This window comes from Actinomycetospora chibensis, from assembly GCF_028737215.1.
GTDB lineage: Bacteria > Actinomycetota > Actinomycetes > Mycobacteriales > Pseudonocardiaceae > Actinomycetospora > Actinomycetospora chibensis.
Genome location: NZ_JAQZAM010000012.1, coordinates 13,607 through 36,545, shown reverse-complemented (window position 1 = coordinate 36,545; position 22,939 = coordinate 13,607). Strand labels below are relative to the sequence as shown.

At 73.9% G+C, this 22,939-nt stretch carries 25 protein-coding genes; 12 read left to right on the top strand and 13 right to left on the bottom strand.

All coding sequences use genetic code 11. From position 1 onward, the window contains the following. Positions 1-145: 145 nt before the first annotated feature. Entirely contained in the window at positions 146-1,270 is a 1,125-nt protein-coding gene (locus PH189_RS18865; RefSeq protein ID WP_274190367.1) for an FAD-dependent monooxygenase, read from the top strand. Here PH189_RS18865 and PH189_RS18860 read toward each other — a convergent pair. Both PH189_RS18860 and PH189_RS18855 read right to left on the bottom strand, forming a co-directional pair. Further along, the gene (locus PH189_RS18860) at positions 1,267-1,791 is read right to left on the bottom strand and encodes a class I SAM-dependent methyltransferase (protein WP_274190366.1); all 525 of its coding nucleotides are present in this window, start codon (positions 1,789-1,791) and stop codon (positions 1,267-1,269) included. The genes PH189_RS18865 and PH189_RS18860 overlap by 4 nt on opposite strands. A 13-nt stretch (positions 1,792-1,804) precedes the next feature. Further along, positions 1,805-2,644 carry an SAM-dependent methyltransferase gene (locus PH189_RS18855; protein ID WP_274190365.1) on the bottom strand — a complete coding sequence of 280 codons (840 nt, stop codon included), beginning with the start codon at positions 2,642-2,644 and terminating at the stop codon, positions 1,805-1,807. A gap of 173 nt (positions 2,645-2,817) precedes the next feature. Here PH189_RS18855 and PH189_RS18850 point away from each other — a divergent pair, with 173 nt between their 5' ends. From PH189_RS18850 to PH189_RS18825, 6 genes are all read left to right on the top strand, one after another. Further along, on the top strand, positions 2,818-3,693 hold the full coding sequence (locus PH189_RS18850) for a helix-turn-helix domain-containing protein (protein WP_274190364.1): 876 nt from the start codon (positions 2,818-2,820) through the stop codon (positions 3,691-3,693). A gap of 107 nt (positions 3,694-3,800) precedes the next feature. Then, on the top strand, positions 3,801-4,055 hold the full coding sequence (locus PH189_RS18845) for a DUF397 domain-containing protein (RefSeq protein ID WP_274190363.1): 255 nt from the start codon (positions 3,801-3,803) through the stop codon (positions 4,053-4,055). After that, positions 4,052-4,324 (top strand): hypothetical protein, encoded by a 273-nt coding sequence (locus tag PH189_RS18840; protein ID WP_274190362.1) that lies wholly within the window; start codon positions 4,052-4,054, stop codon positions 4,322-4,324. The genes PH189_RS18845 and PH189_RS18840 overlap by 4 nt, the downstream gene beginning before the upstream one ends. Positions 4,325-4,485: 161 nt before the next feature. After that, positions 4,486-5,484, top strand: coding sequence for a hypothetical protein (locus tag PH189_RS18835; protein ID WP_274190361.1), 999 nt, complete (start codon positions 4,486-4,488; stop codon positions 5,482-5,484). Between the two features lie 59 nt (positions 5,485-5,543). Then, on the top strand, positions 5,544-5,984 hold the full coding sequence (locus PH189_RS18830) for a hypothetical protein (RefSeq protein WP_274190360.1): 441 nt from the start codon (positions 5,544-5,546) through the stop codon (positions 5,982-5,984). A 79-nt stretch (positions 5,985-6,063) separates the two neighbouring features. Continuing rightward, positions 6,064-6,768, top strand: coding sequence for a hypothetical protein (locus tag PH189_RS18825; protein ID WP_274190359.1), 705 nt, complete (start codon positions 6,064-6,066; stop codon positions 6,766-6,768). Here the strand turns inward: PH189_RS18825 and egtD are convergent. The 7 genes from egtD to PH189_RS18790 form a co-directional block, all read right to left on the bottom strand. Then, positions 6,719-7,693: an L-histidine N(alpha)-methyltransferase gene (gene egtD, locus PH189_RS18820; RefSeq protein WP_274190358.1), complete on the bottom strand. Its 975-nt coding sequence runs from the start codon at positions 7,691-7,693 to the stop codon at positions 6,719-6,721. The genes PH189_RS18825 and egtD overlap by 50 nt on opposite strands. Positions 7,694-7,820: 127 nt before the next feature. Beyond that, the gene (gene egtC / locus PH189_RS18815) at positions 7,821-8,621 is read right to left on the bottom strand and encodes an ergothioneine biosynthesis protein EgtC (RefSeq protein WP_274190357.1); all 801 of its coding nucleotides are present in this window, start codon (positions 8,619-8,621) and stop codon (positions 7,821-7,823) included. A 4-nt stretch (positions 8,622-8,625) separates the two neighbouring features. Next, positions 8,626-9,984, bottom strand: a complete 1,359-nt coding sequence (egtB, locus tag PH189_RS18810; protein WP_274190356.1) for an ergothioneine biosynthesis protein EgtB — start codon at positions 9,982-9,984, stop codon at positions 8,626-8,628. Then, positions 9,981-11,390 (bottom strand): ergothioneine biosynthesis glutamate--cysteine ligase EgtA, encoded by a 1,410-nt coding sequence (gene egtA, locus PH189_RS18805; protein ID WP_274190551.1) that lies wholly within the window; start codon positions 11,388-11,390, stop codon positions 9,981-9,983. Before egtA ends, egtB begins: the two co-directional genes overlap by 4 nt. A 209-nt stretch (positions 11,391-11,599) precedes the next feature. Continuing rightward, positions 11,600-13,462, bottom strand: coding sequence for an ABC transporter ATP-binding protein (locus PH189_RS18800; protein WP_274190355.1), 1,863 nt, complete (start codon positions 13,460-13,462; stop codon positions 11,600-11,602). Between the two features lie 158 nt (positions 13,463-13,620). Continuing rightward, entirely contained in the window at positions 13,621-13,830 is a 210-nt protein-coding gene (locus PH189_RS18795; RefSeq protein ID WP_116707459.1) for a helix-turn-helix domain-containing protein, read from the bottom strand. A 188-nt stretch (positions 13,831-14,018) separates the two neighbouring features. After that, the gene (locus PH189_RS18790) at positions 14,019-15,644 is read right to left on the bottom strand and encodes an ABC-F family ATP-binding cassette domain-containing protein (protein WP_274190354.1); all 1,626 of its coding nucleotides are present in this window, start codon (positions 15,642-15,644) and stop codon (positions 14,019-14,021) included. A gap of 201 nt (positions 15,645-15,845) precedes the next feature. On the opposite strand from PH189_RS18790, the gene PH189_RS18785 reads away from it, so the two are divergent. The 5 genes from PH189_RS18785 (at position 15,846) to PH189_RS18765 (ending at position 19,861) form a co-directional block, all read left to right on the top strand. Continuing rightward, positions 15,846-16,619, top strand: coding sequence for an SDR family oxidoreductase (locus tag PH189_RS18785; RefSeq protein ID WP_274190353.1), 774 nt, complete (start codon positions 15,846-15,848; stop codon positions 16,617-16,619). 61 nt (positions 16,620-16,680) lie between these two features. Further along, on the top strand, positions 16,681-17,070 hold the full coding sequence (locus PH189_RS18780) for a hypothetical protein (RefSeq protein WP_274190352.1): 390 nt from the start codon (positions 16,681-16,683) through the stop codon (positions 17,068-17,070). A 7-nt stretch (positions 17,071-17,077) separates the two neighbouring features. Continuing rightward, on the top strand, positions 17,078-18,331 hold the full coding sequence (locus tag PH189_RS18775) for a lycopene cyclase family protein (protein ID WP_274190351.1): 1,254 nt from the start codon (positions 17,078-17,080) through the stop codon (positions 18,329-18,331). A gap of 67 nt (positions 18,332-18,398) precedes the next feature. Continuing rightward, entirely contained in the window at positions 18,399-18,845 is a 447-nt protein-coding gene (locus tag PH189_RS18770) for a universal stress protein (RefSeq protein ID WP_274190350.1), read from the top strand. After that, positions 18,842-19,861 (top strand): adenylate/guanylate cyclase domain-containing protein, encoded by a 1,020-nt coding sequence (locus PH189_RS18765; protein WP_274190349.1) that lies wholly within the window; start codon positions 18,842-18,844, stop codon positions 19,859-19,861. The genes PH189_RS18770 and PH189_RS18765 overlap by 4 nt, the downstream gene beginning before the upstream one ends. Before the next feature lie 97 nt (positions 19,862-19,958). Here PH189_RS18765 and PH189_RS18760 read toward each other — a convergent pair whose 3' ends face one another. From PH189_RS18760 to sufC, 4 genes are read right to left on the bottom strand one after another with little or no spacing between them, the layout of a single operon-like run. Beyond that, positions 19,959-20,360 (bottom strand): metal-sulfur cluster assembly factor, encoded by a 402-nt coding sequence (locus PH189_RS18760; protein WP_274190348.1) that lies wholly within the window; start codon positions 20,358-20,360, stop codon positions 19,959-19,961. Beyond that, positions 20,357-20,833 (bottom strand): Fe-S cluster assembly sulfur transfer protein SufU, encoded by a 477-nt coding sequence (gene sufU, locus PH189_RS18755; protein WP_274190347.1) that lies wholly within the window; start codon positions 20,831-20,833, stop codon positions 20,357-20,359. Before sufU ends, PH189_RS18760 begins: the two co-directional genes overlap by 4 nt. Further along, positions 20,830-22,128, bottom strand: a complete 1,299-nt coding sequence (locus PH189_RS18750) for a cysteine desulfurase (protein WP_274190346.1) — start codon at positions 22,126-22,128, stop codon at positions 20,830-20,832. Before PH189_RS18750 ends, sufU begins: the two co-directional genes overlap by 4 nt. Further along, positions 22,125-22,907, bottom strand: coding sequence for a Fe-S cluster assembly ATPase SufC (sufC, locus tag PH189_RS18745; protein ID WP_274190345.1), 783 nt, complete (start codon positions 22,905-22,907; stop codon positions 22,125-22,127). Before sufC ends, PH189_RS18750 begins: the two co-directional genes overlap by 4 nt. Positions 22,908-22,939 lie beyond the last annotated feature (32 nt).

The following is a 22,939-nucleotide window of genomic DNA, read 5'->3' as shown; positions in this document are numbered from 1 at the left end:
GTCCGGCGCCTCCTCGATCACATCACCCGGTCGGCCCTGCGCGGGCCGTGGTGAGTATCGACCCTCTCCCACCGTCCGCACCATCTCTTGACACCGGCCACACGCGTCGCCACGAGGAGTGACGCCGGAGCACGTGTGGCCGGGCGTGGTCGGGGAACACGACGAGGTGTCCGGATGCGCGCTGGTGGTCGGGGGCGGCATCGGCGGCCTGGCGACGGCGCTCGCGCTGCGGCGGGCGGGGTGGGACGTCGAGGTCCGCGAGCGGCGGGCACGGCCGTGGGACGAGGGCGCGGGCATCTCGCTCTGGCCGAACGCACTGCGGGCGCTCGACGCCCTGGGGGTGGGCGGCGACGTCCGGGCGGTCGGGCACGCGAACGAGGCCGGCGGGATCCGGGACCGGCGCGGGCGGTGGCTCGCGCACACCGACAACGCCGCGCTCGCCCGCCGGCACGGCGACGGCATCCTCGTGCTCGACCGCGCCGACCTCCTGCGTGTGCTCGCGGACGCCCTGCCCGACGCGGTCGTCCGCACCGGCGCGCCCGTCGACGCCCCCGACGCGGGGCCCGGGGACCTCGTCGTCGGTGCCGACGGGATCTCCTCGGCGACCCGCGCGCTCGTCCACCCCGACGCACGGTCCCGCTCGACGGGCACCGTCGCCTGGCGTCTGAGCGCCGCCGTCGACGATCCGCCGCGGGCGGGCGGCGAGACCTGGGGGGTCGGCGCCTACGCCGGTGTCGCACCCCATCGCGCCGGCCGCGTGCACCTGTGGGCGGTGGTGCCCGCGGGCGAGCCCGCCGCGTCGGACCTCGCCGCCCTGCGCCGGCGCCTCGCCGGGTGGCACGCGCCGATCCCGGAGCTCCTGGACCGCGTGGACCCGGCGACCGCGCTGGTCACCGAGCTGCGCTGGCTCCCGCCGCTGCGCTCGTTCGGCGGGAGCGCGCCGGGCGGCGGGCGGGTCGTGCTGCTCGGCGACGCCGCCCACGCCATGACCCCGAACCTCGGCCAGGGAGCCTGCCTCGCCCTCGAGGACGCCGCGACCCTCGGGCCGTGCCTGCGCGAGGGATCCCTCGACGAGGGCCTCGCGCGGTACGACCGCCTCCGCAGGCCCCGGACCGCCCGCCTGACCCGGACGTCGCGGCTCGCGGGCCTCGTTGCCGGCCTGCCCGGACGCGTGCCGACGGCCGTGCGCGACGGTGTGGGCCGCCTCGCGCCGTCCGCGCTGACGGTGCGCGGGCTCGACGGCGTGCTGGGGTGGCGCCCGCCGGACTAGCGGCGGGCGACCAGGCGCGCCTCGCCGTCGCCCTCCTCGTGGTGCAGCACCTCGAGGTGGGAGAAGGCGGCCAGCAGCTCGCCGGGCGCGGCGCGGAACGGACCGCCGGTGTCGCCGACCTCGGAGAGCACCGAGATCACCAGCAGCCCGCCGGGGGCGAGGACGTCGGCGAGAGACGGGTACAGCCTCGGCTCGCGGAAGCGCTGGCACACGACGACGTCGTAGGGCCCGGCGACCGGCAGCCCGTCGTCGAGGTCGGCCTCGATCCAGTGCACGGGCGTCGCGCCCGCGAGCTCCCGCCCGGCGGCGAGGCCCACCGGGGAGACGTCGACGGCGTCGACGGTCAGCCCGCGGCGCGCGAGCCAGACCGCCACCGTGCCCCGACCGCACGCGAGGTCGAGCGCCCGCCCGGAGGTCGGGACGAGGTCCTCCCGACCGACCAGCGCACCGGGCGGCGCGGGCTCCCCCGCGCCGAGCCCGCCGAAGCGCGCGTCCCAGCGCTCACGGTCCGACGTGCTCACGGTCGGGTCGGGCTCAGGGCTTGCGACCCACCACGCCGGCGATGCAGCGCTGGGCGGGCACGATCGGCTTGAGCGCCGGGCCGTCGGGCCACCACTCGAAGCACCGGACCAGACCCGGGTCGACCAGGTCCAGGCCCGGCAGCATCGCCCGGATCTGATCGCGGGTGCGGAACCGGCCGGTGCCCATGGGGCTGTGGACGAAGACGTCCTCCATGCGACGCGCCAGCTCGCTGTCGTCGTCCTCGGGGTCGAGGAAGTGGGCGATCGCCACGTACGAGCCCGACGGCAGGGCCGCGATGTACTGCTCCATGATCTCCGGGACGGAGAGCCGGTCCTCGTCGTAGTGGTGCAGCGTCCCGGCCTGCAGCAGCGCGATCGGGCGGTCGAAGTCGAGATTGCGGGTGACCACGGGGTCCTCGAGGACCTGCCGAGGGTCGGTGAGATCGCCCGGGGAGAAGGACGTGAGGTCGTTCTCCTCCAGCAGCGCGCGCCCGTGCGCCACCACCGACGGATCGTTGTCGACGTAGACGACGCGGGCCTCGGGGTTGAGGCGCTGGGCGACCTGGTGGGTGTTCTCGGCGGTCGGGAGGCCCGAGCCGCAGTCGAGGAACTGGTCGATGCCCGCTTCCCCGGCGAGGAAGCGGACGGCACGCACGAGGAACGCGCGGTTGTCGACGGCCAGCAGCTCGGCCTCGGGCGCGGCCTTGCGCAGGTTCTCGATGACGTCGCGGTCGATCGGGTAGTTGTCCTTCCCGCCGAGCGCGTAGTCGTAGACACGCGCGATGCTCGCCTTGGACGTGTCGACGAGGGCGGGAGCTGACCCCGGACGGGACGAGGAGTGCGCAGCGGTCATGACTTCCCATCGGGCGTGCGGTGCGGTCGCGGTCGAGCGATCACCCTAGAAGCGTAGCGAAGTGCGCCTCGGGACGGGTCGAGGAGCGCACGGACGCCCAGGACCCCGTGTAATCTCTCGGGCTCGGCGGCATTCGCCGCGACGCCCGACGCCGAACCGGGGAGCGCAGGACCGTGGCCGGACGGGACCAGACCGAGCCGGAGGGCACCGGGCCCACCGCACGCCGGATCATCCTGGGTGCGCAGCTGCGGCGCCTGCGTGAGCGGGCCGGGGTCGCCCGCTCCGACGCCGCGTGGTCCATCCGTGGCTCGGACTCCAAGATGTCGCGGCTCGAAGCGGGCAAGGTCGGCTTCAAGGAGCGCGACGTCGCCGACCTCCTGACCCTCTACGGGATCACCGACGACGCCGAGCGCGAGCTGCTGCTCGACACCACGCGCCGCAGCAACGAGCCCGGCTGGTGGCAGCCCTACGGCGACGTCCTCCCCGACTGGTTCGAGGACTACGTGGGCCTGGAGATGAGTGCCTCGCGCATCCAGACCTACGAGCTGATGTTCGTGCCCGGCCTGCTCCAGACCGAGGACTACGCCCGCGCGATCATCACGTCGGGCCACCCGGACCGCGCGACGCCCGACGACGAGCGCCGTCTCGCCGTGCGCATGCGCCGCCAGCAGACCCTCGGGCGCCGCGACGCCCCGACGGTGTGGGCGATCCTCGACGAGTCGGTGCTGCACCGCCCCATCGGCGGCCCGTCGGCGCTGGTCGCCCAGGTCGAGCACCTGCTCGAGCTGTCGTCGCTGCCCAACGTCGTCGTACAGGTCCTGCCGTTCGGCCTGTCCGGGTACGCGGCCGAGAGCACCTTCTCGATCCTGCGGTTCTCCGAGCCGGAGCTGCCCGACCTCGTCTACCAGGAGCACCTCACGGCGGCGGTGTACCTCGACAAGCGGGCCGACGTGGAGTCCTACAGCCGCGTGATGGACCGGGTCGCCGTCGACGCGCTGACCCCGGACGAGACGCGCCAGCACCTCTCCAAGATCGTCGCCGAGGGCTGAGGTCGCCGCCGCGGACCCGCCGCCCGCGTCTGCACGTGCACATGGTCAGAGCGCTTGCTACGGTGGCTGCACTGTCGGATGCACGTGCAGATGATCGAGGCGGTCGCATGGGCCAGGTGGCGAATGCACGAGTCGCCCTCCCCGACGTGACGTGGCGCAAGAGCGCCCGCTCGGGCAAGCAGGGCAACTGCGTCGAGCTCGCGCCGGTGCGCGCGCGGGGTGTCGCCGTTCGCAACTCTCGCTTCCCCGAGGGGCCGGCGCTCGTGTTCTCGGTCGCCGAGATGAGCGCGTTCGTCGCTGCCGTCAAGGGCGGTGCCTACGACCACCTGCTCCCCGACGACCTGGCCGAGCGCTCCGCATGAGACGTCCCGGCACCCGGACCCTGTGGCTGACCTGCGCCGTCGACGGCGCGGACCACGCCGTGTCCGACGCCGCGTTCCTCGCTGCGCAGGGCGGCGACGGCCGGTACGAGGCCCTCTGCCGGGCCACCGTGTGGGCCTCGTCGCTGGCGGCGCCCCCGGCGGGACGCTGCCCGTCCTGCGCCACGGCGGCGGGCGAGACCGCGGCGGTGACACCCGATCGGCGCACCGGCGGGCTGTGGTCCCGGCTCGTTCCCCGCACGTCAGCCTGATCGGCCCTCCGTAGACTCCGTTCGGCGCAGAGTAATCACTCCGCATTCGGACGATCGGCTGGGTCACCCGGACAGTCTGGATTCGCTGGTTCGGCCGATTGCTCTCCGTGAACGAGAATCCTAGGCTCGTAACCTCATCGAGAGGCGAACGAGAGGAATTCGTGATCACGGAGGCGACGCGACCGGCGGCCCGCCGGGGGCACTCCCCTGCAGCTCCCGCGACCTCGGTGGCCCCGTCGACCTCGGTCGCCCTCCCGGTCCCGGCGGCGCCGTCGCCGGCCACGTCGGCACTCGAGCCCCTGAGTGATCTTCCCGGTCTCGTCCACGCCTGCCTCCTCGACGAGGGCGGGCACGTCCTCGCCGAGATCGGCACCGACGGGGGCACCGCAGGCGCGGTGCTCGCCTGGGGCCGACGTGCGGGCGGGGTGGCGTCGGACCGGGGGCTCGCCCTCGAGGACGTCATCGTCACCTCGGACGCCGCCGACCACCTCCTGAGGGCGGTCGACAGTGCGGCCCCGATCCGCGGCTCCTGGGTCTACCTCCGGGTCGACCGGGACCGCGGCAACCTCGCCCTCGCCCGGCGGCGCCTCGCGGCCGTCGCGGCCCCGTCCCCGCCGGCGGCACGGCCCACCCCGGCCGTGCCCCCGACCGGCCCGCGATCCACCCCCCGGACGCTCGACGCTCCGGTTCTGCCGCCCGTGGCGACACCGCTGCCGGCCGCCACGCCGTCGGCCGCCCCGGGCCCGCCCCGGGCTCATCCGACGGGAGGCACGTTCCCGCGGCGCGTGCCGGAGCGCTCGATGCCGGCCGCGGCACTCGCGACAGCACCGGCGGCGATCGCCGCCCCGCCCACCGCGTGGCCCACCCGGGGTCCGGCACCGTCGCCGCCCGCCGAGGCCACCGACCCGCCCGCACTGCCGGCGCCCCGTCGCCCGGTGGGGCAGACACCCCCGACCCGGCCGGCGGGACCCGTCCCACCGGCCGACCTCGAGCACCGGCGCTCACCACCGCAGGACAGCGCCGGTGTGCTCTCCCAGCGGTGGCGCACCGATCCCGAGACGTTGCGTCGCGTCCTGGCGGGCCTGCTCCGCCTCGGGCGCGGCTCACCGCCGGCCGGAGCACCGCCGCACGGTCCGCCACCGGCCCTCCCCGGCCGATAGGCCACGACCACCCTCCCGCTCCCCCGATCCCGGAGCGGACCCCGATACGGAGGCAATCCATGAGCGACATCGAGTACGCCCTCAACCAGGCCGCCAACATCAAGGGCGCGTTCGCCGTGGCGATCGTCGACTACGACAGCGGCATGACCCTGGGCTCCCGCGGCGGCAGCGCCGAGTTCGACCTGGACGTCGCCGCCCCCGGCAACAGCGAGGTCGTCCGGGCCAAGTTCGACGTCATGCAGAAGCTGGGCCTGCGCGAGACGATCGAGGACATCCTCATCACGCTCGACACGCAGTACCACCTGATCCGGCCGATCTACGGCAACCCCGAAGACAAGATGTTCTTCTACCTCGTGCTCAACCGGCAGCAGGCCAACCTCGCCATGGCGCGGCGTGACCTGCGGATGATCGGTCAGCGCTTCTACCTCGACGACCCGTCGTCGGCGCAGGCCGTCCCCGCGCAGGACCAGGGCTACTACCCCGCCGTGGGCCGTCGCTGACCCCCCCCGACGGACGGGAGCGGCGAGGGTGGGGCGGCACCAGCATCTGACGTGTGTCCGTTCGGACGGGCTGTCGGCGGTGCTGCGCCCGTTGCTGGACGACCGCCGCATCGTCGCCGCCACCTTCGTGGACGTCGACAGCGGTCTCGTCCTGGACGGCTACGTCGACGCACCCGACGAGCACCCCTCGCTCGCCGACCTCGAGCTGCTCGGGGCGAGCCACGCGGACATGGTCCGCGCGGCCTCCGCCGTGACGGGTCCCGCGCTGGCCGAGCTGACCGTGAGCACCGACGACGGCCACCACCACGTCCTGCACGCCGTGCCCGATCCGCACGGCGACCGGCTGGTGGTGGCCGTCGTCGTGCGCGGGGCGGCCCGTCACGTCGCCCGGGCGCGCCGGCGCCTCCGCTCGGTGTCGGTGGACGCCCTGACCGCCGGGCCGAGCCTCGCCCGCCGCCCCGTCGACGGACGATGGGTGCTGGACGAGCCCGGTCCCGAGGGATCGTCGGAGGCCCTGCCCGCGGACGGGACCGGGGCCGACGACGCCGTGCCGTCCGCGCCGGTCGGCTTGTCGGCGCCCCTGCTGTCGGCCATGGTCCCGGGGAGCGCCACCGCACCCCCGCCGGCGGCGTCGACGATCGTCCGCCTCTCGGGGACGGTGTCCTCGGTGGCGTCGCCGGCGACCGACGGCGTGACGGGCCCCGCGAACGGCCTGTCCTCGCCGCTGGTCCCGGTCAGCGGCGTACGGCCACCGACAGCGCGAAACGGCCCTGCGGGTCGGTGAACCAGCCGTCGTGGGAGAACCCCGCGACCCCCAGCTCGTCCCGGATCCGCTCCCGCGTGAACTTCGTCGAGATCTCCGTGCGCATCTCCTCGCCGGCCCGGAAGTCGATCTCGAGATCGAGCTCGGGCACCCGCACGTGCATCGCTCGGCGGGCCCGCAGGCGCATCTCGATCCGGCTCGACTGCGGCACCCACACCGCGAGGTGCTCGAAGCCCGAGCGGTCGAAGTCGGCGCCCAGCACGCGGTTGAGCACCGAGAGCACGTTGAGGTTGAACTCCGCGGTGACGCCCTGGGAGTCGTCGTAGGCCGCGACAAGCGTCGACTCGTCCTTGGCGAGGTCGGTCCCCACCAGGAACGCCTCCCCCGGCTCGAGGGCGTCCGCGAGGGCGGCGAGGAAGGTCTGCCGGTCGGCGGGCTCGAAGTTGCCGAACGTCCCGCCCAGCAGCGCGACCAGGCGCCGGCCGCCGTCCCTCGGCACGCTGCGCAGGTCGCTGGTGAAGTCGGCGACCACCGCGTGGACGTCGAGCTCCGGGTAGGCCCCGATCAGCCCCGGGACGGCCTCCTCGAGCGCCGACGGGGACACGTCGACCGGCACGTAGCGGCGCAGGGTGCCCGCGCTGTGCAGGGCGTCGAGCAGCACCGGGGTCTTCGACGACGACCCGGAACCGAGCTCGACGAGGGTGTCGGCGTCCGCGGTCCGGGCGATCGCGTCGGAGTGGGCGGCGAGGGCCTCGCGCTCGGCGGTGAAGGGGTAGTACTCGGGCAGCGCGGTGATCTGCTCGAACAGCTCGCTCCCCCGGGCGTCGTAGAGCCACTGCGGGGTGAGGATCTTGGGGGTCGACGTCAGACCGCGCCGCGCGTCGCTGCGTAGGGCGGCGTCGGCGTCGTCGGCGGTGAGGTGTACGTCGAGGGCGGGCAGGCTCATCGGTGTCGGTTCACGTCCTGGGTGTCGGGTCGCGCGCCGGGCTGGCGCGCGGGCGTTCACGGCGTCGGGAACGGGTCCCAGAGATCTCGGGGGCGCTCCCGGGAGAGCGCCGGACCGCAGCCCAGGGCTACAAGGCGGCGACGGTGACGTGCGGGGGGTCGTGCCCCTCGCCGGGCCGGGCGACGAGCAGGCATCCGTCGGGCACCGGGGTCCAGGCCGGGTCGTCGTCCAGGGGCTCCGAGGCGACGGTCACCCCGCCGTCGGGCCACGCCCGGTAGGACAGGGCGTGGTCGACGGCCGTGGCGACGACCTGCTCGCCGTCGCCCAGGAGCAGGTTGAGCCGCGACCCGGGGGCGGCGGCCAGCGCGTCGGTGACGACGCCGGCGACGGCGTCGGCGGGGTCCTTGCCCGCGGTGATCCGAGCGCGGAGCAGGGCCCACAGCAGCGCCGAGTCGGTGGCCGCATCGAGGGTGAGGAGGTCGAGCGCGGGGAGCGTGGCGGCGAGGTCGGCCATGCTGTGCGGCCAGCCGCGGACCACGCCGTTGTGGCTGAACAACCACGTCGACCCGCCGGCCTCGCCGCGGAACGGGGCGCAGGCGGCGGTGGACACCGGCATGCCGACCGTCGCCGAGCGCACCGCGGCGACCAGCGCCGTCGTCTCCACCGCCCGCGCGAGGTCGAGGAACGACGCGTCGGTCCACATCGGGTCGTCGCGCCGGTAGAGCGCCGTACGTGCGTGATCTTCTGTGCTATAGCCCAGAAGATCACACACGTACCAGCCGGCACCGAACCCGTCGGCGTTGACGGTGCCGCCGCCGCGCATGTCGACCGGGGCGTAGCTCTGCACGAGCAGGGAGTGCGACGGCTCGGTCAGCAGCGACGCCAGCGTGACCGGCGTCGGGCCCACGTGGGCCAGGTGGCGACACACGCCGTTACGCCGACCGCGCGCAGCGGAAGCCGGAGAAGATCTGGCGGCGGATCGGCAGGTCCCAGTTGCGGAACGTGGTGCGGGCGTTGGGCGTGCCGACGCCGAACGACGAGCCGCGCAGCATCCGGAAGTCGCCGCCGAAGAAGACCTCGGAGTACTCCTTGTACGGGAACGGCTCGAAGCCCGGGTAGCCCTCGAAGCCCGAGTCGCACCACTCCCAGACGTCACCGATCAGCTGGTGCACGCCCAACGACGAGGCCCCGGCCGGGTAGGCGCCGACCGGCGCGGGCTGCAGGTGGCGCTGGTCGAGGTTGGCGCGCTCGGGGCCCGGGTCCTCGTCGCCCCACGGGAAGCGCCGGGTGGCGCCCGAGGCGTGGTCGTAGCGGGCGGCGAACTCCCACTCGACCTCGGTGGGCAGACGCTTGCCCGCCCACGCCGCGTAGGCCGCGGCCTCCCCGAAGCTCACGTGCAGCACGGGCTGGTCGCCGACGTCGGCGATCGCCTCGCGCACCCCGAACGACGTCCGGTACCAACGGTCCTCGAGCTTCTCCCAGGTCATCGGGGCGTGCCAGCCCTCGGCGGTGATGTGCTCCCAGGCCGCCCCGGACCACAGCGAGCGGTCGGCGTACCCGCCGGCGTCGACGAAGCGGGCGAACTCGGCGTTGGTCACCGGGGCGGCGTCGAGCCAGAAGTCGTCGACGCGCACGGGGTGCGCGGGCTTCTCGTTGTCCAGCGCGAACGGCTCGTCGGACGTGCCCATCAGGAACTCCGCGCCCGGATGGAGGATCTCGGTGCCGGCGAGCCCGGGCACGACCGAGGGCGGCGGCGGGTCGGCGTGCAGCACCGGGGCCCCGGCGCGCAGCTGGTGGGTGGCCAGCATCGTCTCCACGTGCTGCTGCTCGTGCTGGACGATCATCCCGAACACGAAGCCCCCGGCCAGGGTGCGGCGCTCGTCGAACGCCCCGGCCTCGAGGTGGGCGAGGGCCTTCTCGCGCACCTGGTCGCCGTAGGTCCGCGCCTCGGCGGGGCTCAGCAGCGGGAGCTGGGGGCGCCCGGCGCGCGGGTTGGTGAACGCGTCGTAGTACTGGTCGAGGTCCTCGCGGACCCCGGCGGTCTCCTCGGCGTCCGGGGCGCCGCGGCGCACCAGCCAGTAGTCCTCCATGTTCGCGATGTGCGCGACGTCCCAGTGGAACGGCGACATCAGCGGCGAGTGCTGGCGGGTGAAGTCGGCGTCGTCCGCCGCGAATACGTCGTGGGTCAGGGCGCGGGTCCGGGCCCGCGCCGCCTCGAGGTCGGCCGCGAGGCGTCGGCGGAGGGCGGGGACGTCGTCGGTCTCGCCGTGGGTGTGGCTGGTGGCGGTCATGGACTGCTCACCTCCGAGGAGGGTCGGTCGCCCGGCGACGGGTCCAGGTCGTCGGGAGGGACCGGCGGCGGTGCGGCCGCCGGGGGAAGGCGGGTCTCGGCGGGGTCCAGCGGCTCGTCGGCCGGGCAGCGCCCGCGCAACACCCGCTCGCTGATCACGTGGTCGACGAGCTCGCGGACGTCGGCGTCGAGGTCGGCGAACGCGGGCCCGGCGAGCGTCCGGTGGGCCTGCGCGAAGACGTCGCCCGCGGCGCGGCGCAGGACGCGGTCGTCCAGCCCGTGGCGGGCGGCGGCGGTCCAGCGGTCGACGGCCGGCTCGGCGGCGGCGCGGGCGCGCGCCACCGTGTCCCGGTCGTGCATCAGCGCCGCGACGACGACCAGCGGGACCACCCACTCGTCGCCGGCCTGCTGGTCGATGTAGCGGACCTCGAGGTGGCCCTGCGGGCGCACGGGCGGGAAGAGCGTGGTCAGGTGGTAGTCGAGGTCGGCGAGCGTGGGCGCCGTCTCGAGCGCGCCGTCGATCCACTCGGCGAACGTGACGTCGGGCGCCTCCCAGGACACCCCGCCGGCGCCGTCGCGGCGCACGCACAGCAGGTGGGTGTCGAGCGCCCGCCGCGCGTACTCCCGGCCGGGGTCGGCGCCCACGGCGGCGGGCGGCGAGGTGCGCTCGGGGTCGAGCGCCAGCCAGCTCGCCATGCGCGTCGACTTCCACCCGGTGCGGCGGCCGTGCACCACCGGCGAGTTGGCGAACGCGGCGAGCAGGACGGGCCCCAGCTCGTGCAGCGCGGCCCAGCGCCGGGCGACATCGGCTCCCTCGCCGGCGTCGACGCACACCTGCACGGCGGTGGTCGAGCACATCATCGTGCGCCCGTGCGGGCCGATGCGGTCGAACGAGGCCTCCATGGCCTGGTAGCGCGGCACGTCGAGCAACCGCCGCGGCGGACGCAGCGGGTCGCTCGCCCGCGGGGCGGTGACCAGGCCCTCGGCGGCCAGCCGCTCGCGGACGGCGCTCGCGTCGAGGCGCACGGCCCGCACGAGGTCGCCGACGCTCGGGAGCGGAAGACTGGCGATCTCCACCTGCCCGCCGGGCTCGACGGTGACCACGCCTCCCGCGGGGAGCGGGGTGGGTCCGGAGCTCTCGGGGGTCTGGCGGTGGGGCCTGTGGCCGTTGGTCTCGACCGTGCTCGGGGAGGGGAGGGTGGCGGGGGCGTGCGGGCCGAGGGCTCGGGCCAGCAGCGCGGGATCGAGGGGGTGGGCGGGGTCGTGGGCGTCGCGGACGAGCCACTCGAGCTCGGTGCCGACGAGGCGTGGCGGCCCGTGCTTGAAGCACACGGAGGCGACGTAGGCCTCGGCGGTCGCGCGGTCGGTCAGCGGCGACGCGGGATCGAGGGCGACGGGGTGCCGCATCACCGATGGTGACGTCCGGGCGCCACCGGAGTCGCGTACCGAGGGTGACGACTTCGGCACGGAGCCTCCCTGATCGACCGACCCGACATCCTCGCCGGGAACTGCTGCGGACGCGCACGGACGCTCAGCGACGCTACACGCGCCCTCGGCGCCCCGCATGGGGTCGAGCGCCGAGTGGCCGCGAAGCGAATGTCACTGTGAGTGGTGACTCAGGCCGCGCTCGGGCGCGAGGCGAACTGCGTGTGGTACAGGTCCGCGTAGCGGCCGTTGCGGGACAGGAGCTCGTCGTGCGTGCCCTGCTCCACCACGCGCCCGTGCTCGACGACGGCGATCGTATCGGCCGCCCGCACCGTCGAGAGGCGGTGGGCGATGACGACGGCCGTGCGTCCGACCAGCGCCTCCGTGAGGGCCTCCTGCACCGCGTACTCCGACTCCGAGTCCAGGTGGGCGGTGGCCTCGTCCAGCACCACCACCCGTGGCGACGCCAGCAGCAGCCGGGCGATCGTCAGCCGCTGGCGCTCCCCGCCCGAGAGCCGGTGCCCGCGCTCCCCCACCACCGTGTCCAGCCCGGCCGGCAGCTCGTCGAGCAGCTCGCCGAGCCGCGCGCGGACCATCGCCTCGCGCAGCTGCGCGTCCGTCGCGTCCGGGGCGGCGTAGGCCAGGTTGGCCCGCACGGTGTCGTGGAAGAGGTGCCCGTCCTGCGTGACGACGCCCACGGCGCCACGGAGGTCGGCGAAGGACAGTTCGCGCACATCCACGCCGCCGATCTCGACCCCGCCGCTGTCGACGTCGTAGAGCCGGGGCAGCAGCGAGGCGATCGTCGACTTCCCCGCGCCGGACGGGCCGACCAGCGCGAGCATGCCGCCGGGCGCCACCGACAGGCCGACGCCGTGCAGGATCTCGTGCTCCACCCGGTCGTCGAGGCGCGCGACCTCCTCCAGCGAGGCCAGCGACACCTGCGAGGCCGACGGGTACGTGAACCGCACGTCGTGCAGCCGCACCCCGAGGGGGCCGGCGGGCAGCGGTGTCGGCGTCTCGGGCTCGGTGAGGGTGGGCTCGAGGTCCAGCACCTCGAAGACCCGCTCGAAGCTGACGAGCGCGCTCATGACGTCGACGCGGGCGTTCGCCAGCGAGGTCAGCGGGGAGTAGAGACGCGTGAGCAGCAGCGCCAGCGCCACGACCGTGCCGGCGTCGAGGGTGCCGGTGACCGCGAGCCAGCCGCCGAGCCCGTAGACGAGCGCCTGCGCGAGCGCGGAGACCAGCGTCAGGCAGGTCAGGAAGACGCGGTTGACCATCGCCGTGCGCACCCCGACCGCGCGGACCCGGTCGGCCCGGTGACCGAACTCGTCGGCCTCGGCCTGGGGACGGCCGAACAGCTTGACCAGCGTCGCGCCGCCCGCGGAGAAGCGCTCGGTCATCTGCCCGGTCATCGAGGCGTTGAGATCGGCCGACTCGCGCTGCAGCGCCGCGATCCGCCGGCCCATGCGCCGCGCCGGCAGGATGAAGATCGGCAGGAGGACCAGCGCGAGGAGCGTGACCTGCCAGGCCAGCGCCACCATGACGACGACGGCCAGGACGAGCTGGATCGAGTTGGTGACGAGGCCGGAGAGCGTCGAGGTGAACGCACGCTGCGCGCCGATGACGTCGTTGTTCAGCCGGCTGACCAGCGAGCCGGTGCGCGTGCGCGTGAAGAAGGCCAGCGGCATCCGCTGGACGTGGGAGAACACCGCGAGGCGCAGGTCGTAGATCAGGCCCTCGCCGATGCGCGACGACAGCCAGCGCTCGGCGAGGGTGATCCCCGCGTCGACGACGGCGAGACCCGCGATGACCAGCGCGATCATCACGACGGTCGAGGCCGGCGCGGCGCTGGTGATCGCCGAGATCACGCGCCCCGCGAGGACGGGCGTCGCGACGCCGATCACCGCCGATGCGGTGGCCAGGGTGAGGAACACCGCCAGCATCCGGTGGTGCCGGTGGGCGAAGCGCCAGATCCGGGGCAGCGTCCCCTTCAGGACCGACCGCGGCAGGCTGTCGGCCCGCGCCGCGGACTGCATCAACGACCAGGCGTCCATGGCTCGCCCTCCGCTCCTCGGACCGTGTACCCCGAGAGCGTGCGACCTCGACCATCGTCGAGGTCAAGCGAGCCGTCCCGTGGCCGGCGGGTGGTGGGCCGCCGGATCCTCCGGGAAGAGGTGTACCCCTCGCCGACGGGCGCGAGGGGTCGCGCCCCCTACTTCTTCTTCGTCCGGGTGGCGCCCCCGCGCCCGCGCAGCGTCACGCCCGACTCGGACAGCACCCGGTGCACGAACCCGTACGAGCGGCCCGTGGACTCGGCGAGCGAACGGATGCTCGCGCCCTTCTCGTACTTCTTCTTCAGATCCGTGGCGAGCTTGTCCCGCTGGGTGCCCGTGATCCGTGCACCCTTCTTCAGATCGGCCATCTCGATCTCACCCCTTGCTCCGACCGCAGGTCCGGTCGAACCATGGTGATCGAAAAGTAGGATGTGCGCCACGGCACATTCCGCGTGATCGGTAAGCGGTTCGGCCGATCGGAGTGGATCAGCGTCCGTTTGCGGTACGCCGTCTACCTGCGGGAATGTCAGCTACCTTGCGACCGTGACCGGCAGGGTCAGGCGAGCTCGACCAGTTCGAGGTGGTCGGCCGAGAAATGGTCCTCGGTGCCGTCGGGCAGCAGGATGACGCGTTCGGGCTCCAGGGCCTCGACCGCACCCGGGTCGTGGGTGACGAGCACGACCGCGCCCTCGAATCGGCGCAGGGCGTCGAGCACCTTCTCGCGGCTGGCCGGATCGAGGTTGTTGGTCGGTTCGTCGAGCAGCAGGACATTGGCCGCGCTGGAGACCAGACCCGCGAGCGCGAGGCGGGTGCGCTCGCCGCCGGAGAGCGTGCCGGCGGGCTGTTCGAGCTGCTCGCCCGTGAAGAGGAAGGCGCCGAGCAGGGTGCGCAGCTGCTGCTCCGGGGTGTCCGGCGCCGCGCTGCGGGCGTTCTCCCAGACGCTGCGGTCCATGTCGAGCGTGTCGTGCTCCTGCGCGAAGTAGCCGGTGCGCAGGCCGTGGCCGGCCTCGACGGCGCCCGTGTCGGGGTCCTCGGCGCCCGCCAGGATCCGCAGCAGCGTCGTCTTGCCGGCGCCGTTGAGGCCGAGGATCACCACGCGGGACCCGCGGTCGACGGCGAGGTCGACGCCGGTGAAGACCTCGAGCGAGCCGTAGGTCTTCGACAGGCCCTGCGCCGTCATCGGCACGCGCCCGCACGGCGCCGGGGCCGGGAAGCGGATGTGCGCGACCTTGTCCTCGGTGCGCTGCTCGTCGAGCCCGTCGAGCATGGCCTGCGCGCGGCGGGCCATCTGCTTCGCGGCGACGGCCTTGGTGGCCTTCGCGCCCATCTTCGCGGCCTGGACCTGCAGCGCACCGGCCTTCTTCTCGGCGTTGGCGCGTTCGCGGCGGCGGCGGGCCTCGTCGTCGGCGCGGGCCTGCTGGTACTTCGTCCATCCCATGTTGTAGCTGTCGAGCTCGCCGCGGGTGGCGTCGAGGAACCACACCTTGTTGACCACGGCCTCGATCAGCTCGGTGTCGTGGCTGATCACGATGAGCCCGCCGTCGTGGGAGAGCAGGAACGAGCGCAGCCAGCCGATCGAGTCGGCGTCGAGGTGGTTCGTGGGCTCGTCGAGCAGCAGCGTCGTCCCGGCGTTGCCACCCGAGTCGCCGCTGGCGGCGAAGAGGATGCGGGCCAGCTCGACGCGCCGGCGCTGACCGCCCGAGAGCGTCTGCAGGGGCTGGGACAGCACGCGCGCGGGCAGGCCCAGGTTCGAGCAGATCCGCCCCGCCTCGCTCTCGGCGGCGTAGCCCCCGAGGTCGGCGAACCGCTCCTCGAGGCGGCCGTAGCGGGCGATCGCCCTGTCACGCGCGGCGTCGTCGGCCAGCTCGGCCATCGCGGTCTGCGTCTTCTCCATGTCGCGCAGCAGCTCGTCGAGCCCCTTGGCCGACAGCACGCGGTCGCGCGCGAGCACGGTGAGGTCGCCCTCGCGGGGGTCCTGCGGCAGGTAGCCGACCGGGCCGGTGCGGCGGATCGTGCCGCCGTAGGGCTCGCCGACGCCCGCGAGGCTGCGCAGCGTCGTCGTCTTGCCCGCGCCGTTGCGCCCGACCAGCCCGATCCGGTCGCCCGGCTGGACGCGCAGCGACGTCCCGGACAGCAGGATGCGCGAGCCGGCGCGCAGCTCGAGATCGGACGCGGTGATCACGGGGGGAGTCCTCGGGGAGGGTCGGTGCGGGCGGACGGGGCGCCACGCTGACCGTCCCAGTGTAGGTGACCGTCACCGGGGACCCGGCCGCACGCTCCGATCTCATCGGCCCGCGCCAGGGAGATTCGCACGACAGCGCTCCTCCGTCGCGCTGCCCTGCGAACTCCGGCGCCGGGAGGTGAACCTCCCTAGGGTGCGCGCATGACCGACGCCACTCCCCCTGCTCAGGACCTCGCCGGGCGCACCGCCCTCGTCACCGGCGCGAGCCGGGGCATCGGGCTCGGGGTGGCGCGCCACCTGCTCGACCGCGGCGCCGCGGTGACGATCACCGCCCGCAGGCAGGCCGAGCTGGAGGAGGCGGCGGCGTCGCTGGGCGCCCCGGAGCGCGTGTTCGCGCTGCCCGGCAACTCCGGCGACGCGGGCGCGCGGGCCGCTGCCGTCGACGGGTGCGTCGAGCGGTTCGGCTCCCTCGACGTGCTCGTCAACAACACCGGCATCAACCCGCAGTACGGCCCGCTCGTGCACGCGGACCTCGCGGCCGTCTCGAAGATCTTCGAGGTCAACGTGGTGGCCGCACTCGGGTTCGTGCAGGAGGCGCACCGGGCCTGGATGGGCGCGCACGGTGGCGCCGTCGTCAACATGGCCTCGGTGGGCGGCCTCCGCTCGAGCGGCGTGATCGGCGCCTACGGGGCGTCGAAGGCCGCGCTGATCCGTCTCACCGAGGAGCTCGCCTGGGAGCTCGGGCCCGACATCCGCGTCAACGCCGTCGCGCCCGCGGTCGTGAAGACGCGCTTCGCGGAGGCGCTCTACGCCGACGGCGAGGAATCCGTCGCGTCCCGCTACCCGATGCGCCGCCTCGGGACCCCGGAGGACGTCGCCGCGCTCGTCGGCTTCCTCGTCTCCGACGCCGCCTCATGGATCACCGGCGAGACCGTGCGCGTCGACGGCGGGCTGCTGGCGACCGGGAGCACCTGAACCCCACGAGCACCTCAGACGGACACGGGCAGAATGACGGTGGACGGGGAGGTGCACACCCATGGGCTTGTTCAGCAGATGGCGCCGCGGGGGCGGCGGCGTGGGCGGTGACGGACGGCGCCAGGTGCTCGACCGCGAGGCCACGAGCGCCGACCTCGACCACCTCCGCGCGTTCGCCAAGAGCCGCGAGTTCGTCGCGTTCTACGTCGAGCCCGAGACCACGGCCACCGACACGACGGTCGTCGCCGTCGCGTTCGACGGGGAGTGGACGCGCCGGCGCGTCGGCACCCCGAAGGCCGCGGAGAAGCTCGCGCGCTCCTGCAAGGTCGCGATCCACGACGTCCAGGTCACCGGCTACCCGCCCGAGATGCGCGCGTGGAACGCCCGCGCCAAGGCCGACCGCGCCGCGCTCGAGGAGATGGCCCGCCTCGAGGAGGACCGCGACCGGTGACCCGTCCGTGACCGCTGCGACACCGGCGCCTCCCGTCGCCGACGTGGTGATCGCCGGGGCCGGCCCGGCCGGTCGTGCCCTCGCCCGGGCCTGCGCCGCCCTGGACCTGCGGGTCCTGCTCGTCGATCCCCGTCCCCACCGCCCCTGGACCCACACCTACGGCGCCTGGGCGCACGAGCTGCCCGACGACCTGCCGGCCGACGTCGCCGCCGCCCGCGGTCGCGGGGTGGCCATCGGCGAGCGGACCCACGAGCTCGACGACACCTACGTCGTCCTCGACACCGCGGCGCTGCAGGTGCACCTCACCGACCCGACGGTCGCCGTGCGGCGCGGGCGGGTCGTGGCCGCGGTGCCGGCGGCGCCCGGGCGGAACCCGGCGGTGATGCTCGACGACGGCACGAGCCCGAGCGGGCGGGTGGTGGTCGACGCCACCGGCGCCCGCCAGGCGCTGGCCCACCGCGGCGCCGCCCGCGGGCTCGAGGGCGTCCGCCCCCGCGCGGAGCAGACCGCCTTCGGCGTGGTGGTGCCGCGCGAGGTGGCCGCCCGCGTGAGCGGCGACCGCCTGCTGTTCATGGACTGGCGCGCCGACCACGGTCACGAGGGCTGGCCCACCTTCCTCTACGCCGTGCCGCTGGACACCGAGCGCGTGCTCCTCGAGGAGACCTCGCTCGCCCGCCGGCCGGGGCTGCCGATGCCCGAGCTGCGCGCCCGTCTGCGGGCCCGCCTGCTCGCGGCCGGGCTCACCGAGGCGGAGATCCCCGACGATCCCGCCGACGTCGAGAAGGTGCGCTTCCCCGTCGACTCGCCCCGGCACCGCTCCCCCGCCGGCGTGGTGGCCGTGGGGGCGGCCGACCCGCTGGTGCACCCCGCCTCGGGCTTCAGCCTCGCGACCTCGCTGCGCATGGCCCCACGGCTCGCCACCGTCCTCGCCGACGCGCTGCGGGGCGGCGCCGACCCCGCGGCCGCGGCCAAGGCGGCCCGGCGGGTCGTGCGCTCCCCCGCGGCGGCCACCGTGCACGCGTTGCGCCGCCGGGGCCTCGAGACCCTGCTCGCGATGCCGCCGGCCGACGTCCCGGCGTTCTTCGACCGCTTCTTCGCCCTCCCGGACGTCCACCGACGGGCCTATCTCGACGCGCGCGACGACGTCACCGCATCGCTCGCGGCGATGACCTCGTTGTTCGGAGGACTGACACCCCGTCTGCGTCTCCACCTGATCAGGGGAACGTTGCTCGGGGCCCGCAGCGTCCGAACGGAGCAGTAGCGGTACGCTCGCGAACCGGGATCGTGACGGGATCGTGACCTGTCACCGATGAAAGGGGTTCTCCGCCATGGGTGCCTACCAGACCGTCGCCGTCGGGACCGACGGCTCGGAATCGTCCTACCGCGCCGTCGACCGCGCGGCCACGATCGCCGCCGACAGCAAGGCGACCCTGCTCATCATCTGCGCCTACAAGCCGGCGAAGTCCACCGGCGAGGCCGAGCAGGCCCTCGGCGAGGACGCCGCCTTCCACGTCGTCGGCTCCACGCCCGCCGAGGAGACGCTGCGCGACGCCCGCGAGCGGGCCGCCACCAAGGGCTCGCTCGAGATCGAGACCGTCGCCGTGCAGGGCGACCCGATCGAGCGCGTCATCGAGACCGTCTCCGAGCGCAAGGCGGACCTCGTGGTGGTCGGCAACCGCGGCCTCAACAGCCTCGCCGGCCGCCTGCTCGGCTCCGTCCCCCAGGGCATCTCCCGCCGCGCGGGCAGCGACGTCCTCATCGTCCACACCACGTGACCGGCGGTCCGGACCCCACCTCCGCGGACCCGCAGCGGTGGGCGCGCGCCCAGGAACGGATCGAGGATCTGCTCCTGGGCGGGCCCCGGACCATGACCCGCGGAGAGGTCCACGAGCGCACGGGGCTGACCCCGGAGCACACGGCCCGGCTGTGGAGCGCGCTCGGCTTCCCCGCCGCGGGTGACGACGCCCGCGGCTTCACCGAGGCCGACATCGACGCGCTCGAGCTCTCCGGGCGTCTGCTCGACGAGGACACGTTCGACGAGGCCGAGGAGCTCGCCGTCGCCCGGGCCCTCGGGCAGGGCCTCGGGCGGCTCGCGGAGTGGCAGGCCAACCTCGTGCGGCGCACCATCGCCGACTCGGGTCGTGCCGACGACCCGGACGCCGTCGTCGACGCCGTCGAGGCGCTCGTGCCGACGCTCGAACGGCTCCAGTCCTACGTGTGGCGCCGGCACCTCGCCGTCACCGCGGGCCGGATGCTCTCCGTGCTCGCGCGCCCCGAGGACGAGCGGCCCGAGGAGAACCGGGTGGTCGTCGGGTTCGCCGACATCGTCGGCTTCACCGCGCTGAGCCGGACGATCGACGAGACCGAGCTGCGGTCGCTGCTCGAGCGCTTCGAGACCGTCTGCACCGACGTCGTCGCCCGGCGCCACGGCCGCATCGTGAAGACCCTCGGCGACGAGATCCTCTTCGTCTGCGAGCGGGTCGAGGACGCCGTCGACATCGCCTTCCGCCTGCACGAGCAGGTGCCCGACGAGGGCGATCGCCTCACCCTGCGCGTCGGGCTGGCCCTCGGCGACGTCCTCCCCCGCTACGGCGACGTCTACGGTCCCGTGGTCAACATCGCCAGCCGCCTGACGTCGGAGGCCCGGCCCGGGACGGTGCTCGTCGACGAGGACCTCACCCACGCGATCCGCGAGACCGACCTCGACGTCGAGGTCCGCGCGGTGCCCCAGCTCTCGGTGCGCGGCTACCGCCACCTGCGGCCGCACGTGATCCGCGAGCGCTCGTCGTAGTCCGCTCGCCCGTTCGCGCCCCCGGAAACGAACGAACGGCGGGTTCGCTGCTACGGAAGCAGCGAACCCGCCGTTCGTTCGTCGAAAAGGGCGGAACTCAGACGGTGAACCCCAGCGCGCGGAGCTGCTCGCGGCCGTCGTCGGTGATCTTGTCCGGGCCCCACGGGGGCATCCACACCCAGTTGATGCGCACGTCGTTGGCCAGGCCGCCGCCGGCGCCCTGGGTCAGCGCCGCGCGGGCCTGGTCCTCGATGACGTCGGTGAGCGGGCAGGCCGCCGAGGTCAGGGTCATGTCGAGCGTGACCACGGGACCGGCCGGGTCGCCCTGGACGTCGATGCCGTAGAGCAGGCCGAGGTCGACGACGTTGATCCCGAGCTCCGGGTCGACGACGTCGCGCATGGCCTCCTCGAGGTCGTCGACCGACGGCAGGGCGTCGTCCGACGTCGCCGGGGCCTCGGGCATGCCGGCGGCACCCCGCTGGACGGTGTCTTCGCTCATGCTGTTCCTCCGGTCTGTGCCTGCGACGCCTGAGCCTGGGCCACGGCGTCCTTGAACGCCAGCCACCCCAGCAGCGCGCACTTCACGCGGGCCGGGTAGGCCGCCACGCCCGCGAACGCGACGGCGTCGTCGAGCACGTCCTCGTCCGGTTCGACCTTGCCGCGGCTCTGCACCATCGCCTGGTAGGCCTCGAGGGTCTCGAACGCCTCGCCGACGGTGTGCCCGACCAGCAGGTCGTGGGCCACCGAGGTCGCCGCCTGGCTGATCGAGCAGCCGAGCGCGTCGTACGACAGGTCCTCCACCTTGGCGTCGAGCCCCTCGCCGCCGGAGAGGTGCACGCGCACGGTCACCTCGTCGCCGCAGGTGGGGTTGACGTGGTGGACCTCGGCCTCGAACGGGTCGCGCAGCCCGCGGCCGTGCGGGTTGCGGTAGTGGTCCAGGATGATCTCCTGGTACATCGAGTCGAGCTTCACGGGGCGACTCCGAAGAACTCCTGCGCCCGACGGACGCCCGCCACGAGGGCGTCGACCTCCTCGAGCGTGTTGTACACGTGGAAGCTCGCGCGGATCGACGACTGCACGCCGAACGCCCGGTGCAGCGGCCACGCGCAGTGGTGACCGACGCGCACGGCGATGCCGGAGTCGTCGAGCACCTGCGAGGCGTCGTGCGGGTGGATGCCCTCGATCTCGAACGCCACGGCGCCGCCGCGGGCCTCGGTGCTGCGCGGGCCGAGGATCGTGACGCCGGGCAGGTCCTGCAGCTTGAGCAGGGTCGCCGCGGTCAGCTCGTTCTCGTGAGCCTTGACGGCGTCCATCCCGATCACGTTGAGGTAGTCGACGGCCGCGCCGAGGCCGATGGCCTGCGACGTCATCGGCACGCCGGCCTCGAACCGCGCCGGCGGCGGCGCGTACGTCGAGCCCTCCATGCGCACCATCTCGATCATCGAGCCGCCGGTGAGGAACGGCGGGAGCGCCTCGAGCAGCTCGCGCCGCCCGTAGAGCACCCCGATGCCCGAGGGGCCGAGCATCTTGTGCCCGGAGAACGCCGCGAAGTCGACGCCGAGGGCGTGCAGGTCGACCGGGGCGTGCGGCACCGACTGGCAGGCGTCGAGCACCGTGTAGGCGCCGACGGCGCGGGCCCGGCGCACCAGCTCCTCGACCGGCGGGACGGTGCCCAGCACGTTCGACTGGTGCGTGAACGCGACGACCTTGGTGCGCTCGGTGATCGGGTCGTTCTCGAGGTCGAGCCGCCCGTCCTTCGTCACCGAGAACCACCGCAGCGTCGCCCCCGTGCGCCGGCAGAGCTCCTGCCAGGGCACGAGGTTGGCGTGGTGCTCCATCTCGGTGGTGACGATCTCGTCGCCCGGCCCGAGACGGAACCGCTCGGCGGACGCGTCGACGCCGTCCCCGATCGAGGCGTTGCTCATGCCGTAGGCGACGAGGTTGATCGCCTCGGTGGCGTTCTTGGTGAACACCACCTCGTCGACGTCGGCTCCGACGAACGCCGCGATCCGCTCGCGGGCGGACTCGTAGGCGTCGGTCGCCTCCTCGGACAGAGCGTGCGCCCCGCGGTGCACGGCGGCGTTGGACGTCTCGAGGAACGTCCTCTCCGCGTCGAGCACCTGACGCGGACGCTGGGAGGTCGCGCCCGAGTCGAGGTACACCAGCGGCTTGTCGTCGCGGACGGTGCGGCTCAGGATGGGGAAGTCCGCTCGGATCTTCGCGACATCCAGGGTCGCACCCGCGGGAGCGGATGCGAGTGCGGTCATGCCGGCTGCTCCTCCTTGTCGGCGCCGAAGGCCCCGACGAACCGCTCGTAGCCGTTCTCCTCGAGCTCGTCGGCGAGCTCGGGGCCCCCGGACGCGGCGACCCGGCCGTTCACGAACACGTGGACGCGGTCGGGCGCGATGTACCGGAGGATGCGGGTGTAGTGCGTGATCAGCAGGATGCCGACGTCCGACTGCGACTTGTACTCGTTGACGCCCTTCGACACGACGCGCAGGGCGTCGACGTCGAGGCCCGAGTCGGTCTCGTCGAGGACCGCGATCTTCGGCTTCAGCAGCGACATCTGCAGCACCTCGTGGCGCTTCTTCTCGCCGCCGGAGAAGCCCTCGTTGACGCTGCGCTCGGCGAACGCCGGGTCGATCTCGAGGTCGGTCATCGCCGTCTTGACCTCCTTGACCCAGTGCCGCACCTTCGGGGCCTCGCCCCGTGTCGCGGTGGCGGCGCTGCGCAGGAAGTTCGACATCGAGACGCCGGGCACCTCGACGGGGTACTGCATCGCGAGGAACAGCCCGGCGCGGGCGCGCTCGTCGACGGCCATCTCGAGGACGTCCTCGCCGTCGAGGAGGACCTGACCCTTGGTCACGGTGTACTTCGGGTGGCCCGCGATCGAGTACGCCAGCGTCGACTTGCCGGAACCGTTCGGACCCATGATCGCGTGGGTCTCGTTCGAGTTCACGGTGAGGTCGACACCGCGCAGGATCTCCTTGGGACCGGACTCGGTCTCGACCTCGACGTGCAGGTCGCGGATCTCGAGGGTGGACATCAAGCCTCTTTCGGGGGTGTTCGTGGTGGTGG

What these genes read in the sequence shown, in the direction of transcription:
- PH189_RS18800 (WP_274190355.1), bottom strand. Translation starts at nt 13,462, where the DNA reads ATGGACGCCTGGTCGTTGATGCAGTCCGCGGCGCGGGCCGACAGCCTG.
- PH189_RS18830 (WP_274190360.1), top strand. Translation starts at nt 5,544, where the DNA reads ATGAGCGACATCGAGTACGCCCTCAACCAGGCCGCCAACATCAAGGGC.
- PH189_RS18785 (WP_274190353.1), top strand. Translation starts at nt 15,846, where the DNA reads ATGACCGACGCCACTCCCCCTGCTCAGGACCTCGCCGGGCGCACCGCC.
- egtA (WP_274190551.1), bottom strand. Translation starts at nt 11,390, where the DNA reads ATGCGGCACCCCGTCGCCCTCGATCCCGCGTCGCCGCTGACCGACCGC.
- egtB (WP_274190356.1), bottom strand. Translation starts at nt 9,984, where the DNA reads ATGACCGCCACCAGCCACACCCACGGCGAGACCGACGACGTCCCCGCC.
- PH189_RS18770 (WP_274190350.1), top strand. Translation starts at nt 18,399, where the DNA reads ATGGGTGCCTACCAGACCGTCGCCGTCGGGACCGACGGCTCGGAATCG.
- PH189_RS18845 (WP_274190363.1), top strand. Translation starts at nt 3,801, where the DNA reads ATGGGCCAGGTGGCGAATGCACGAGTCGCCCTCCCCGACGTGACGTGG.
- PH189_RS18760 (WP_274190348.1), bottom strand. Translation starts at nt 20,360, where the DNA reads ATGAGCGAAGACACCGTCCAGCGGGGTGCCGCCGGCATGCCCGAGGCC.
- PH189_RS18855 (WP_274190365.1), bottom strand. Translation starts at nt 2,644, where the DNA reads ATGACCGCTGCGCACTCCTCGTCCCGTCCGGGGTCAGCTCCCGCCCTC.
- sufC (WP_274190345.1), bottom strand. Translation starts at nt 22,907, where the DNA reads ATGTCCACCCTCGAGATCCGCGACCTGCACGTCGAGGTCGAGACCGAG.
- egtD (WP_274190358.1), bottom strand. Translation starts at nt 7,693, where the DNA reads ATGAGCCTGCCCGCCCTCGACGTACACCTCACCGCCGACGACGCCGAC.
- PH189_RS18840 (WP_274190362.1), top strand. Translation starts at nt 4,052, where the DNA reads ATGAGACGTCCCGGCACCCGGACCCTGTGGCTGACCTGCGCCGTCGAC.
- PH189_RS18795 (WP_116707459.1), bottom strand. Translation starts at nt 13,830, where the DNA reads ATGGCCGATCTGAAGAAGGGTGCACGGATCACGGGCACCCAGCGGGAC.
- PH189_RS18750 (WP_274190346.1), bottom strand. Translation starts at nt 22,128, where the DNA reads ATGACCGCACTCGCATCCGCTCCCGCGGGTGCGACCCTGGATGTCGCG.
- PH189_RS18780 (WP_274190352.1), top strand. Translation starts at nt 16,681, where the DNA reads ATGGGCTTGTTCAGCAGATGGCGCCGCGGGGGCGGCGGCGTGGGCGGT.